The following is a 13786-nucleotide window of genomic DNA, read 5'->3' as shown; positions in this document are numbered from 1 at the left end:
GTCAGCAATGCTGATGCGGCCAAGGCGTGGATCAAGGCTAATCCGGCGGTGCTGGATAAGTGGCTGGACGGGGTGAAGACCGTGGATGGGAAAGATGCGTTGGGGGCGGTGAAAGCCAAGCTCTAGCACCCCATGTGGGAGCGGGCTTGCTCGCGAATGCGGTGGGTCAGTCGATATCAATGTTGAATGACCCACCGCATTCGCGAGNCAAGCCCGCTCCCACAGTGTCTCGTCCTGCTACCCTTGCGCAAAATCCCACCCGAGAGGACCCATGGCCTTTCCAAGCCGCCATTCGCTCTTCCCTTTCCTCAGCTGGTTGCCTCGGCAAACTCGCGCCAGCGTCGGTCGCGATCTGATCGTCGGCCTCAGCGGCGCGATTCTCGCGTTGCCGCAATCCATTGCCTACGCGCTGATCGCCGGTCTCCCACCTGAATACGGTCTGTACGCGGCGATTATCCCGGTGCTGATCGCCTGTCTCTGGGGTTCTTCGTGGCACTTGATCTGCGGTCCTACGGCGGCGATTTCTATTGTCTTGTACGCCAGCGTCAGTCCCCTGGCCGTTCCGGCGTCAGAGGACTACGTCACCCTGATCCTGTTGCTGACGCTGCTTGCCGGCATTTTCCAGTGGCTGCTCGGTTTGCTGCGCTTCGGCGCCTTGGTGAATTTCGTCTCGCACTCGGTAGTGCTGGGTTTCACCCTCGGCGCGGCGGTGGTGATTGCCATTGGTCAACTGCCGAATCTGTTGGGGCTGGAATTGCCCAACCAAGCGACGGCGCTGAACAGCTTGATGATGCTGTTGAGTCATCTCGGCGCTGTGGATAAACCGTCGCTAATGCTGGGCCTGGCGACGGTCGTCGTGGGAGTGATCCTCAAATTGCTCCTGCCGCGCTGGCCGACGCTGTTGATCACCTTGGCGCTGAGCGGATTGCTGGTCTGGCTCTGGCCATCGATGTTTGGTCATGTGAAGTTGGTCAGCGCGTTTGTCGGGCGGCTGCCGCCCTTCAGCCCGCTGCCGCTGGATCTTGATCTGATTCTGCGCTTGCTACCCAGCGCGGTGGCGGTGGGCATGCTCGGGCTGGTCACCAGTCTGTCGATTGCCCGATCCTTGTCGGCCCGCTCCCAGCAGTTGCTCGACGCCAACCAAGAGGTCCGCGCCCAGGGTTTATCGAACATGGTCGGTGCGTTTTTTTCCGGATCGCTGTCAGCCGGTTCCTTCACCCGCTCGGGCCTGAGCTACGAAGCGGGCGCCTGCTCGCCGATGGCCGGCGTTTTTTCGGCGGTGTGGGTGGCGCTGTTCGCCATGTTCGGCGCGAATTTGATCGCGCACATACCGATCCCGGCCATGGCCGGCAGCATTCTGTTGATAGCCTGGGGGCTGGTGGATCATCGCGGCATTCGCGCGTTGTTGCGGGTCAGCCGCGCCGAGTTTCTGGTCATGGCGCTGACCTGTGTCGCCACACTGCTGCTGGAATTGCAGACCGCGATCTACGCCGGGGTGCTGGCTTCGCTGTTCTTCTACCTCAAACGCACCTCGCAACCGCGAGTCCAGCATTGGCGGGATGGGGATGAAGACATCCTGCGAGTTGGCGGCTCAATCTTTTTCGGCGCCAGCCATTACCTGCAAGTACGCCTGCAACGAATGCACGGCGCGCGCGTGGTGATCGAGGCGCAGCAAATCAACTTCATCGACTATTCAGGCGTGGAGATGTTGCACCAGGAAGCGCGACGGCTACTGCGCCAGGATCGCAGCCTGACCCTGCGGCGCGCGCGGCCGCAGGTGGTGGAAGAGTTGCGGAAGCTGGAAGGCGCGGAGAAATGCCCAATCCGGTTTGAGGACTAATCCAAAATCGGTGTCGCAGCCAATCGCGAGCAAGCCCGCTCCCACATTCGATCGCATTCTTCTGGAGAACTCGGTAAAAATGTGGGAGCGGGCTTGCTCGCGAAGCTCTTAAAGTGCGAGTTGGCGGCGAAGTTCAGCCAGCACCGGCGCCGTGTCCGGCCGCACGCCGCGCCACAGGAAGAAGGCTTCTGCCGCTTGTTCGGCGAGCATCCCCAAACCATCCATCGACACCGCCGCGCCATGTTCACTGGCCCAACGGCAGAATGAGGTCGGCTCCTTGCCGTACATCATGTCGTAGCACACCGTTTTGCCCGGCTCGATCAAACTGCTGGCAATCGGCGGTACATCCCCTGACAGACTGGCGGACGTCGCGTTGATGATCAGGTCCACCGACTCCTTCAACCAATCAAAACCACTGGCCGACACCGGCCCCAGGTCCGCGAACAATTCCGCCAACAGTTCGGCTTTTTCCACCGTGCGGTTGGCGATGATCACCGAGGCGGGTTGCTCGGCCAGCAACGGCTCCAGTGCACCGCGCACCGCACCGCCAGCACCGAGCAGCAGGATGCGTTTGCCCTTGAGGCTGAAACCGGCGTTGACCGTCAGGTCCCGCACCAGTCCGGCGCCATCGGTGTTGTCGCCCAGTAGGCTGCCATCGGCCAGTTTGCTCAGGGTGTTCACCGCACCGGCGCGTTGCGCCCGTGCCGTCAGACTGTTCGCCAGACGATAGGCCTCTTCCTTGAACGGCACCGTCACATTCGCCCCACGACCTTCGAGGAAAAACGTCCGGGCGCAGGTGGAAAAATCGTCGAGGGGCGCCAGCAACGTGCGGTAGTCCAGTTTTTGAGCCGTCTGCTCGGCGAACAGGCGGTGGATCAGCGGCGACTTGCTGTGGCCAATCGGGTTACCGAAAACTACATAACGGTCCATCAGGATTCCTCGTTCAGGCCTTGGCCAACCAATCGCGGTCTTGCAGGAAGTACTCGGTCAGGCGTGCTTCTTCGCTGCCCGGCTCGGATTTCCAGTCGTAGCCCCAGCGAACTTGCGGTGGCAGGGACATCAGGATCGACTCGGTACGCCCGCCCGATTGCAGACCGAACAGCGTGCCGCGGTCGTAGACCAGGTTGAATTCAACGTAGCGCCCACGGCGGAATTCCTGGAATTCACGCTGTTTGGCGGTAAACGCATCATTTTTGCGGCGCTGCACGATCGGCAGGTAGGCGTCGATGAACGCGTCACCGATGGCGCGCATAAAGGCGAAGCTGGTGTCGAAGTCCCACTCGTTCAAGTCATCGAAGAACAGGCCACCGATGCCGCGCGGCTCATGGCGATGCTTGATGTGGAAGTAGCTGTCACACCAGGCCTTGTAGCGCGAGTAGACGTCCGGGCCAAACGGCGCGCAGGCCTGCTCGGCGACGCGGTGCCAGTGCACGCAGTCTTCTTCATTGCCGTAATAAGGGGTCAGGTCGAAGCCACCGCCGAACCACCAGACTGGTTCTTCGCCATCTTTTTCAGCGATGAAAAAGCGCACGTTGGCGTGGGACGTCGGCACGTGCGGGTTGTGCGGGTGAATCACCAGCGACACGCCTAGGGCTTCAAAGCCACGACCGGCCAGTTCTGGTCGATGGGCGCTGGCGGAGGGTGGGAGACCGCTGCCGAAGACGTGGGAAAAGTTGACGCCGCCCTTTTCGATGACAGCACCGTTTTCGATCACCCGGGTGCGACCGCCACCACCGGCAGGCCGGGTCCAGGCGTCTTCGACGAACTGCGTGCCGCCGTCTTCAGCTTCGAGGGCCGCGCAAATGCGGTCTTGCAGGTCGAGCAGGTAGGCTTTTACGGCCTCGGTGCGGGTCGTCATGTCATCACCTTGAATCGGGCAAAGCTACGCGGCGCTTAATGGCCGGCGGCAAATTGCTGCGTAGGATAACACTGCACCTTGCCCCGTCGCAGTTGACGAAGATCAAGCATAGGAGTCCGATAGGGAGCTTCGCGCTACAACTCTAGTAGCTAAGACCTAAGGAGAGTTCTGATGGCTAAGCGTATCCAGTTCCGCGCCCATGGCGGCCCCGAAGTGCTCGAATATGTCGATTACCAACCCGCCGAGCCCGGCCCGCAGCAGGTTCGCGTGACCAACAAGGCCATCGGCCTGAATTACATCGACACCTATTACCGCAGCGGTCTCTATGCACCGCCAGCCCTGCCATCGGGCCTGGGCTCGGAAGGCGCGGGCGTGGTCGAGGCGGTGGGCAGTGAAGTCACCCGGTTCAAGGTCGGTGATCGCGTGGCGTATGGCAGCGGTCCATTGGGCGCCTACAGCGACGTTCACGTGTTGCCGGAGGCCAATCTGGTGCATCTGCCGGACGCGATCAGCTTCGAACAGGCCGCCGGCGTAATGCTCAAGGGCCTGACCGTGCAGTACCTGTTGCGTCAGACGTATGAACTCAAGGGTGGCGAAACCATCCTGTTCCACGCTGCCGCGGGTGGCGTCGGTTCCCTGGCCTGCCAGTGGGCCAAGGCCTTGGATGTGAAGTTGATCGGCACGGTCAGCTCACCGGAGAAAGCCGCGCTGGCAAAGGCCAACGGCGCTTGGGCGACCATCGATTACAGTCATGAAAACGTCGCACAGCGCGTACTGGAATTGACCGACGGCAAAAAAGTCCCGGTGGTGTACGACGGCGTGGGCAAGGACACTTGGCTGACTTCGCTTGATAGCGCGGCGCCTCGCGGTCTGGTGGTGAGCTTCGGCAATGCGTCGGGTGCGGTAGACGGGGTGAACCTGGGAATTCTGTCGGCGAAGGGTTCGTTGTACGTGACCCGGCCTACCCTCGCGACTTACGCCAACAATGCTGCAAACCTGCAGTGTATGGCGGATGAGCTGTTTGAGATGATCATCAGTGGCAAGTTGAAGGTGGACATCAGCCAGAAGTATCCATTGGCTGAAGCGGCGAAGGCGCAGACTGAGTTGTCAGCACGGCGTACGACTGGTTCGACTGTTTTATTGCCTTGAGGGCCTCTTCGCGAGCAAGTCGAATGCGGTCACCTCGGTCTCAATCCGGGCGCACGACATGCCCGGTTGCCAGGTCTCGGATCACGCTCGGGTTCTTGCGCCCACCCAGATTCCCGCCCAACACCAAATCCAACTGCCCACGGAAATACTGCTCCACGCGAATCCGTGTGCGCGCCGCCGGCCGGCCCTGTGGATTGGCCGAGGTCGACACCAGCGGCCCGACCAACGCACACAAATCCCGCACCAGCGGATGATCGCTGACCCGCAGCGCCACCGTTTCATGCACGCCGGTAATCCACTGGGGCAACATATTCTGATGCGGCACCAGCCAGGTGTTCGGTCCCGGCCAGGTGCTGGCCATGCGGTCCATCCACAGCTCCGGGAAGTCTTCGAAGAGGAAGTCGAACTGCCGGATGTTGTCGGCGACCAGAATCAGCCCCTTACCCACAGACCGGCCCTTGAGCATCAACAGACGCTCAACCGCCTCTTCGTCCCATGGGTCGCAACCCAGCCCCCAGACCGCTTCGGTTGGATAGGCAATCACCGCACCTGCGCGAATGGCTTGCGCGGCTTGTTGCACACGCCAACTGTTAACCATGAAAAACTCTCCGGAATAAGGCTCTGCGCAGTTTACCCATCTTCCTTATAAAACCTAGCTCACCCGCGCAAACCAACGCCCGCTTTCGCAGACAGCACGGCCGTCCATTTCCAGCTCCGTCAGCGCTGCCAGCACTTTTGGCAAGGCCCAACCGCTGGTGACGGACAACGCTTCACTGGTGTGGGGCGCCGCGTGAAGCAGCATAAGCAACGGATGTGTCACCGCTGGTGTCGCTGTGGATAACGGCAACTGCTGCCAGCCGCGCAACGCTTCGAGGATATGCTCGATGGTTTCCACCAGCACCGCACCGTCGCGGATCAGCTGATGACAACCCTTTGCGCCCGGGTGATGAATCGACCCGGGAATCGCATACACCTCGCGCCCTTGTTCCGCCGCCAGCCTCGCGGTGATCAGTGAACCGCTGGCGACACTCGCCTCGACCACCAGCACACCCAGGGATAAACCGCTGATGATCCGATTGCGCCGGGGGAAGTTGCTGGCGGTCGGTCCGGCGTCCAGCGGGAACTCCGAAAGCACTGCGCTGCCCGAGGCGATCATCGCGTCTGCCAGCCTTCGATTGCGCTGTGGATAAAACTTTTCAAGTCCCGTGCCAAGTACACCGACCGTTCGCCCGCCCACATCCAAAGCGGCTTGATGCGCGGCGGCATCAATACCCAGTGCCAGACCGCTGGTAATGACAAAACCGGCGCCGGCCAAACTTCGGGAAAAGGCGGCGGCGGTGTCCATGCCCGGCCGCGAAGCGCGACGGCTGCCGACCATCGCCAGCTGCGGTTTTTCCAGAATGCCAGGATTGCCCGCCACGAATAACAATGGCGGCGCATCACTGATTTCCGCCAGCAGTGCCGGGTAGTCAGATTGGTCCCACATCAGTAAATGCTGGCCCGGACGCTCTAACCAGGCCAATGCATGGCTCGCGCCATCACGGATTTCACTGGAGCGCCTGGCCTCCGCGCAAGCGAGTGGCAAACCCAGTGAACGCCAGGCACTGGCCGGCGCGCTGATAGCCTTGGACGCCGAGCCGAAGGCCTCAAGCAATTTCTTGAAACGCGCAGGACCGAGTTCCGGCAGGCGATGCAAACGTAAACGAGCTTCCAGTTCCGCAGGGGAAACCGGTGCAAAAGCAGACAGCGACATGGATCATCCTTGATCGTTATGAGCCCCGTTCAAACGGGAATAAGCTGTGGATAACTCTGTTGGTAACTTGTAGAGCCTGTTAAGGATTTCGCACCTTGTCCAGCACCGCCAGGGAGCGTGATGCGTTGAGCACCAGCCCGTAGCTGAGCTTGTCATAGGTGCGGAAAACCATCAGCAGACCGGCGCGTTCATCCGGGATTTTCAGTGGCTGACCGGTGATCCGGTCACGCACGGTCTCGCCGGTTTTCATCACCACCAACACGTTGCCTTCGGCCAAGCCATCGCGATGGCCCTTGTTCAGCGTGACCACATCCAGCGCGCCAATTTGGGTAACCCCGCGCGGCACGTCGATAATCAACCCGTTGATCTCGGTTTTTGGCGCACTGGGCATGAAGGTCGAGTTGATCGATCGCTCTTGACCGCTGAACAAGCGGTCGCCGAGGCGAACTTCCTGGGTCGTGCGTTGCAGCGCCAGGGTGGCGACGTCGCCTTCGGTGGCCACAATCTCGCCACCGCCGATGTCGTCGGCATTGATCCCCAAAAATTCTTTACTGACAGGATCGGTGTAGACCTTGCCCTGACGGAAGATGCCGTAAACCGGCTGAGCCGGATCGAAGTGGCCGCGAGCGAAGATTCGATCACCGGTGCCACTGAGCACGCGTTCGGCATCGCCGGCGACGATATAAGGCGCCTTGTCGAAGTCCTCGACCGTGTCGACGATGCGGTTGCTCAGCAGAAAGCTGTTGATCGACTGCAGCGGAATGCTTGGGATCGCATCGGCAACCGGGCTGCTGCGGATGCGTGGCGAAAGCTTGATGGTGCCCCGGGAAGCGCCGCGATTGAGGGTCAGGCGTGGTTGCCCGTTGACGTAGACCAGCGACAGCGAGTCGCCGGGGTAGATGAGATTGGGGTTTTCGATCTGTGGATTGGCCTGCCAGAGCTCCGGCCATTTCCACGGTTCACGAAGGAATTTCCCCGAGATGTCCCAGAGTGTGTCACCCGATACCACAGTGTATTGCTGTGGAAAACCTTCCTTGAGTTGCACTTGCCCGTGCGCCAAACCGGCCGAGGCCAGAAGGAGCAAGGCGAGTAGTGATTTCCTCATGCGGTGAATCCCTTTATTATGTGCATTCGCGTAGAACGCCAGAGCCCTCGTGGCTCGCTCCCGACTCTTTACCAAAAAGAGAAGGAAGCTACGTTTTACAACGGTAGCCTGCATCTTCGGACCCGCCAGGCCATCGACCCGACATTACCTCAAACGTGCAGCAATTAAGCTTATGGCCATTTTAGACATCCTCGAATTCCCCGATTCGCGCCTGCGCACTATCGCCAAACCTGTGGCCGTAGTGGACGACGAAGTGCGTCAGTTGGTCGATGACATGTTTGAAACAATGTATGAAGCGCCAGGCATCGGCCTCGCCGCGACCCAGGTCAACGTGCACAAACGTATCGTCGTGATGGACCTCTCCGAAGACCGCAGCGAACCACGGGTGTTCATCAACCCCGAGTTCGAAACCCTGACCGACGAGATGGAGCAATATCAGGAAGGCTGCCTCTCGGTGCCGGGCTTCTACGAAAACGTCGATCGCCCACAGAAGGTCAAAATCAAGGCCCTGGACCGCGACGGCCAGCCTTACGAACTGATCGCCGAAGGCCTGCTCGCGGTATGCATCCAGCATGAATGCGACCACCTGAACGGCAAATTGTTCGTCGACTACCTGTCCAATCTCAAACGCGACCGAATCAAGAAGAAACTGGAAAAGCTCCATCGCCAGAACGCTTGATGCCCTCCTTTCAAAGGCTTGCTGCGGCAAGCCTTTTTCTTTTGCGAGACCTTTTGAATGACTGAGCCACTGCGCATCGTCTTTGCCGGCACCCCGGAATTCGCCGCCGAACACCTAAAGGCCCTGCTCGACAGCCCTTACGAGATCGTCGCGGTCTACACCCAACCGGACCGTCCGGCGGGCCGTGGGCAAAAGTTGATGCCAAGCCCGGTCAAGCAGTTGGCTCTCGAGAACAACATCACGGTGCTGCAACCGCCAACCCTGCGCAACGAAGACGCTCAGGCTGAACTGGCCGCGCTCAAACCTGACTTGCTGGTGGTGGTCGCCTACGGCCTGATCCTGCCGCAAGTGGTGCTGGATATTCCGCGCCTGGGTTGCATCAACAGCCACGCCTCGCTGTTGCCACGCTGGCGCGGTGCTGCACCGATCCAGCGCGCCGTTGAAGCGGGCGACAGCGAAAGCGGTGTGACCGTGATGCGCATGGAACTGGGCCTCGACACCGGGCCGATGCTCCTGAAAGTCACTACGCCGATCACCGGTGAAGACACTGGTGGCAGCCTCCACGACCGTCTGGCCGAAATGGGCCCGCCAGCGGTGATTCAGGCGATTGCCGGCCTCGCTGCGGGCACTTTGGAAGGCGACGTGCAGGACGACAGCCTCGCCACCTACGCGCAAAAATTGAACAAAGATGAAGCGCGCATCGACTGGAGCCGTCCGGCGGTTGAGCTGGAACGTCTGGTCCGCGCCTTCAACCCATGGCCGATCTGCCACAGCACGCTGAATGGCGAAGCATTGAAGGTGCTGGCTGCGAGCCTCGCCGAAGGGCAGGGCGCTCCAGGTGAAATCCTCAGCGCCAGCAAGGACGGTTTGATCGTCGCCTGCGGTGAGCAGGCCCTGTGTCTGACCCGTCTGCAATTGCCCGGCGGCAAGGCACTGAACTTCAGCGACTTGTTCAACAGCCGTCGTGAGAAATTCGCCGTCGGCACCGTCCTCGGTCAAGCGGCGGACGCTCAATGAATCCACGTCTGGCCGCCGCCAAGGCACTCGCTGCTGTTCTTAACGGAAAAGCCTCACTCAACAGCTCCCTGCCAACACAAATGGACAAGGTCGAAGACCGCGACCGCGGCTTCACTCAGGACCTGGCGTTCGGCACCGCTCGCTGGCAGCCGCGTTTGTCGGCGTTGGCGGCCAAGTTGCTGCAGAAGCCGTTCAAGGCAGCCGACGCCGATGTCGAAGCGCTGTTGCTGGTTGGGCTCTACCAGTTGCTCTACACCCGGGTTCCGGCCCATGCCGCCATCGGCGAAACCGTGGGTTGCGCCGACAAGCTGAAAAAGCCCTGGGCCAAGGCCTTGCTCAACGCCGTGTTGCGCCGCGCCCAGCGTGAAAGCGAAGCGCTGCTGGCCGAGCTGGAACACGATCCTGTGGTGCGCACTGCCCACCCGCGCTGGCTGCAAAAATCCCTGAAGGCTTTCTGGCCCGAGCAGTGGGAAGCCATTTGTGCGGCGAACAACGCGCATCCGCCGATGATCTTGCGGGTCAACCGTCGTCATCACAGTCGCGATGCTTATCTCGGGTTGCTGACCGACGCCGGCATCGCCGCCACGCCGTGTGTTTACAGTCAGGACGGCATCATTCTCGACGCCGCTGCCGACGTGCGCAGCTTGCCGGGTTTCGCAGAAGGCTGGATCAGCGTGCAGGACGAAGCCGCGCAACTGGCCGCCGATCTGCTCGACCTGGCTCCGGGCCAACGGGTGCTGGACGCCTGCTGTGCCCCGGGCGGCAAGACCTGCCACATCCTTGAAGCCGAGCCGGCACTTGCCGGCGTGGTAGCGGTGGACCTGGAAGCCAAGCGTCTGGTGCGAGTGCGGGAAAACCTCGCACGCCTGGGCCTGAGCGCCGAACTGATCGCCGCCGACGGCCGCGACACCGCCACCTGGTGGGACGGCAAGCCGTTCCAGCGCATTCTGCTGGACGCGCCGTGCTCGGCCACCGGCGTGATTCGTCGTCACCCGGACATCAAGCTGACTCGCCAACCCGACGACATCGCCGCACTCGCGGTTCTCCAGGGCGAACTGCTCGATGCCATGTGGATAACTTTGGAGGTCGGCGGCATCCTGCTTTACGCCACCTGCTCCACGCTGCCGACCGAGAACACCGAAGTCATCGAAGCCTTCCTCGCTCGCACGCCGGGTGCCCGTGAACTGGACCTCGCGACTCAAGCCGGTATCAAGCAACCTCACGGCCGCCAATTGCTGGCTCAGGAAGGCGGCCACGACGGGTTCTACTACGCCAAGCTGATCAAGATCGCCGCCGCGCGCGGTTAATGGGTTTTAAGGGAGTGACTGGATGAAAATCATCATCCTCGGCGCAGGGCAGGTCGGCGGTTCGCTGGCGGAACACTTGGCCAGCGAGGCCAATGACATCACCGTGGTCGACACTGATGGCGAACGTCTGCGCGACCTCGGTGATCGGTTGGACATCCGCACTGTGCAAGGCCGCGGCTCGCTGCCGACCGTGCTGCGTCAGGCCGGCGCCGACGATGCCGACATGCTGGTGGCGGTGACCAACAGCGACGAAACCAACATGATTGCCTGCCAGGTTGCCCACTCCCTGTTTCACACCCCGACCAAAATTGCCCGGGTTCGCGAAGCTGCCTACCTGACTCGCTCCGAGTTGTTCGACAACGAAGCGATTCCGGTGGACGTGCTGATCAGCCCGGAGCAAGTGGTCACCCATTACATCAAGCGCCTGATCCAGCATCCGGGCGCCTTGCAGGTGATCGACTTCGCCGAAGGCAAAGCCCTATTGGTGGCGGTCAAGGCGTATTACGGCGGCCCGCTGGTGGGTCAGCAACTGCGTCAGTTGCGTGAGCACATGCCGAATGTCGAAACCCGGGTGGCGGCGATTTTTCGTCGTGATCGGCCGATCCTGCCGCAGGGCGATACGGTGATCGAGGCAGACGACGAAGTCTTTTTCATCGCCGCCAAGGCGAATATTCGCGCCGTGATGAGCGAAATGCGCCGCCTCGATGAGAGCTACAAACGCATCGTCATCGCGGGCGGCGGGCAGATCGGTGAGCGTCTGGCCGAGGCCATCGAAAGCCGTTACCAAGTGAAGATCATCGAGATGAACCCGGCCCGCTGCCGTCATCTCTCGGACACCCTTGACAGCACCGTGGTACTGCAGGGCAGCGCTTCGGATCGGGATCTACTGCTGGAAGAGAACATCGCCGACGCTGACCTTTTCCTGGCCCTGACCAACGACGACGAAGCCAACATCATGTCCTCGCTGCTGGCCAAGCGCCTGGGTGCGAAGAAGGTGATGACCATCATCAACAACCCGGCCTACGTCGACCTGATCCAGGGCGGCGACATCGACATCGCCATCAGCCCGCAATTGGCGACCATCGGCACCTTACTGGCCCACGTGCGCCGTGGCGATATCGTCAGCGTGCACTCATTGCGCCGGGGCGCGGCGGAAGCCATCGAGGCGATTGCCCACGGTGATGAGAAGTCGAGTAAGGTCATTGGCAAGTCTATTGAGAACATAGGTCTGCCGCCGGGAACCACCATCGGCGCAATCATCCGCGACGAAGAGGTGATCATTGCCCACGATGACACGGTGATTGCGGCGGGTGACCATGTGATTCTGTTCCTTGTGGATAAGAAGCATATTCGGGATGTGGAAAAGCTGTTCCATGTGGGGTTGAGCTTTTTCTAATTCAAAATCGCCAAGATCGCAGCCTTCGGCAGCTCCTACGCCGATCTCAGTAGGAGCTGCCGGAGGCTGCGATCTTTTGATCTTCGCTTCAGCACGCCAAAGGAATCCACCCATGCTCGAATCCCTGGAAAAAATGCTCGCCAAGGGTGTGGATAACTCATTGCTGCGCTTCGGGCTGGGCAAGGGTTATCTGGATCTTGGGGAAAACGCCAAGGCCGCTGAGCATTTCCAGCGTTGCGTCGAATTCGATCCGAAGTATTCAGCAGCCTGGAAGCTTTTGGGCAAGGCCCATCTGGGGCTGAAGGATTTCGCGGCGGCACGTCAGGCGTGGGAACTGGGCCTGGAAGCCGCTCGCGCCCATGGCGACAAGCAGGCCGAAAAGGAAATGACCGTGTTTCTGAAGAAGCTTGAGCGTCAGGCTCACTGATCAGAGGTATCGCAGGCCAATGCCCTCTGCATCCACCAGCACCACTTCCATGCGCACGCGCGGCGCGCCTGTGGGTAAGTCCTGCACCTGTCCGTAAACCACCGCGCCCTTGGGTAACGCCGACAAGCCCGGATGCTTGACGTAGACGCCTGTCGTCGACAGGTTACGTGTCTGGCCCAGGCATTCGCCGAAGCTGTGGTGACTGATCTTGATGCGAAAGGATTTGCGGTGTTCGGACATCTGTTGCGCCCTTATTGAACGTGTTGTGGATAAGCCGATGAGCAAGATCAAAAGATCGCAGCCTGCGGCAGCTCCTACGGGTTATCCACAGATCGTGCCAGCCTTATCAGTACCAGCGTTCTTCGCCGGGTGGACGCTTCTTGAAGCGCTTCATGCTCCACATGTACTGGCTCGGATACGCCCGCACATAGCGCTCGACCACTTGGCTCATGGCTGCGCAGGACGTTTCGGTATCGGTGCTGTACATGGCCTCTGGCGCGGCTTCGAGGATCACTTTGTAACCCGAACCGTCCGGCAGCCGTAGCGCATGCAGAAACACGCCGACCGCTTTGCCGCCGGCGAGCATGTTCGGTACGAACTTGCTGGTCAGGGCCTGGGTGGCGAAGAACGGCACGAAGATCCCGGCGGATTCGGCCGGTTCCGGGTCAGCGGGAATGCCCACTGCACCACCTTTGCGCACTTCCTTGATGACGCTGAGGATGCCTTCCTTGGTGGAAGCGGCCACCCGATTGCCCAATTGCACCCGCTGCTTGCGCAGCAAATCATCCACCGCCTTCAACTTCGGCGGACGATAAAAAATGATCGGTTTGCACTGGCTGCAATAGAAGTGGTTCAACACTTCCCAGTTGCCCAGGTGGCTGGTGATGCCAACGACCCCTTTGCCGGAGGCGAGGGCGTCCTTCAATACGTCGAGACCTTCGACTTCACGCACCAGGTCGATGGAGCGCTGGGCCGGCCAGATCCAGGCGCAGGCGCTTTCGGTCAGGGATTTGCCGATGTCTTTCAGGCTTTGGCCTACCAGTCGCTCCCGTTCAGCCGCGTCCATGTCCGGGAAACACTTGGCGAGATTGATCCGCACCACATCGCGGGAACGGTTGGGGGTTTTCCACATGACCCAGCCGATGGCCGAGCCCACGGCCTGCACTGCCCGCCACGGGAGCAGGGCAAACAGCCGCAGAGCGCCTACCAGCAAGGCGCCTTTAAACTTATCCACAGGTCACTCCTGATCTTGTGC

Annotated in this window: 14 protein-coding genes and 1 pseudogene; 8 read left to right on the top strand and 7 right to left on the bottom strand. The window is 60.8% G+C overall.

Going from position 1 to position 13786, the window contains the following annotated elements:
* Both E3W21_RS31795 and E3W21_RS16995 read left to right on the top strand, forming a co-directional pair.
* A pseudogene (locus E3W21_RS31795) lies at positions 1 to 126 on the top strand (choline ABC transporter substrate-binding protein); the annotation flags it as partial.
* Positions 127 to 271: 145 nt separating this feature from the next.
* Entirely contained in the window at positions 272 to 1840 is a 1569-nt protein-coding gene (locus tag E3W21_RS16995) for a SulP family inorganic anion transporter (RefSeq protein ID WP_134421112.1), read from the top strand.
* 108 nt (positions 1841 to 1948) lie between these two features.
* On the opposite strand, the gene aroE is transcribed toward E3W21_RS16995, so the two are convergent.
* Positions 1949 to 2770 carry a shikimate dehydrogenase gene (aroE, locus tag E3W21_RS16990; protein ID WP_134421110.1) on the bottom strand — a complete coding sequence of 274 codons (822 nt, stop codon included), beginning with the start codon at positions 2768 to 2770 and terminating at the stop codon, positions 1949 to 1951.
* 13 nt (positions 2771 to 2783) lie between these two features.
* Positions 2784 to 3698 carry an oxygen-dependent coproporphyrinogen oxidase gene (hemF, locus tag E3W21_RS16985; RefSeq protein WP_129439720.1) on the bottom strand — a complete coding sequence of 305 codons (915 nt, stop codon included), beginning with the start codon at positions 3696 to 3698 and terminating at the stop codon, positions 2784 to 2786.
* 171 nt (positions 3699 to 3869) lie between these two features.
* On the opposite strand from hemF, the gene E3W21_RS16980 reads away from it, so the two are divergent.
* Complete coding sequence (locus E3W21_RS16980) at positions 3870 to 4847, top strand: NADPH:quinone reductase (protein ID WP_134421108.1); 978 nt, start codon at positions 3870 to 3872, stop codon at positions 4845 to 4847.
* Positions 4848 to 4887: 40 nt separating this feature from the next.
* On the opposite strand, the gene E3W21_RS16975 is transcribed toward E3W21_RS16980, so the two are convergent.
* The 3 genes from E3W21_RS16975 to E3W21_RS16965 all read right to left on the bottom strand — a co-directional run bounded on the left by E3W21_RS16975 (position 4888) and on the right by E3W21_RS16965 (position 7705).
* Positions 4888 to 5445: an L-threonylcarbamoyladenylate synthase gene (locus E3W21_RS16975; RefSeq protein WP_129439724.1), complete on the bottom strand. Its 558-nt coding sequence runs from the start codon at positions 5443 to 5445 to the stop codon at positions 4888 to 4890.
* 54 nt (positions 5446 to 5499) lie between these two features.
* Positions 5500 to 6600 carry a DNA-processing protein DprA gene (dprA, locus tag E3W21_RS16970; RefSeq protein ID WP_134421106.1) on the bottom strand — a complete coding sequence of 367 codons (1101 nt, stop codon included), beginning with the start codon at positions 6598 to 6600 and terminating at the stop codon, positions 5500 to 5502.
* A gap of 79 nt (positions 6601 to 6679) precedes the next feature.
* Entirely contained in the window at positions 6680 to 7705 is a 1026-nt protein-coding gene (locus E3W21_RS16965; protein ID WP_134421104.1) for a LysM peptidoglycan-binding domain-containing protein, read from the bottom strand.
* A 172-nt stretch (positions 7706 to 7877) separates the two neighbouring features.
* Between E3W21_RS16965 and def the strand changes: the two genes are divergently transcribed.
* From def to E3W21_RS16940, 5 genes are all read left to right on the top strand, one after another.
* Positions 7878 to 8384 (top strand): peptide deformylase, encoded by a 507-nt coding sequence (gene def, locus E3W21_RS16960; protein ID WP_046056612.1) that lies wholly within the window; start codon positions 7878 to 7880, stop codon positions 8382 to 8384.
* 57 nt (positions 8385 to 8441) lie between these two features.
* Complete coding sequence (fmt, locus tag E3W21_RS16955; RefSeq protein WP_134421102.1) at positions 8442 to 9401, top strand: methionyl-tRNA formyltransferase; 960 nt, start codon at positions 8442 to 8444, stop codon at positions 9399 to 9401.
* Entirely contained in the window at positions 9398 to 10708 is a 1311-nt protein-coding gene (gene rsmB / locus E3W21_RS16950; RefSeq protein WP_134421100.1) for a 16S rRNA (cytosine(967)-C(5))-methyltransferase RsmB, read from the top strand. Before fmt ends, rsmB begins: the two co-directional genes overlap by 4 nt.
* Positions 10709 to 10730: 22 nt before the next feature.
* Positions 10731 to 12104, top strand: coding sequence for a Trk system potassium transporter TrkA (gene trkA / locus E3W21_RS16945; RefSeq protein WP_134421098.1), 1374 nt, complete (start codon positions 10731 to 10733; stop codon positions 12102 to 12104).
* Between the two features lie 112 nt (positions 12105 to 12216).
* Positions 12217 to 12531 (top strand): tetratricopeptide repeat protein, encoded by a 315-nt coding sequence (locus tag E3W21_RS16940; RefSeq protein ID WP_134421096.1) that lies wholly within the window; start codon positions 12217 to 12219, stop codon positions 12529 to 12531.
* Here the strand turns inward: E3W21_RS16940 and E3W21_RS16935 are convergent, their stop codons facing one another.
* Complete coding sequence (locus E3W21_RS16935) at positions 12532 to 12771, bottom strand: PilZ domain-containing protein (RefSeq protein ID WP_008155688.1); 240 nt, start codon at positions 12769 to 12771, stop codon at positions 12532 to 12534.
* Between the two features lie 106 nt (positions 12772 to 12877).
* Entirely contained in the window at positions 12878 to 13765 is an 888-nt protein-coding gene (locus E3W21_RS16930) for a lysophospholipid acyltransferase (RefSeq protein ID WP_134421094.1), read from the bottom strand.
* Positions 13766 to 13786: the final 21 nt, after the last annotated feature.

This window comes from Pseudomonas sp. F01002, from assembly GCF_004402115.1.
Classification (GTDB): Bacteria; Pseudomonadota; Gammaproteobacteria; order Pseudomonadales; family Pseudomonadaceae; genus Aquipseudomonas; species Aquipseudomonas frigoris.
This window is presented reverse-complemented; position numbering and strand designations above follow the sequence as displayed.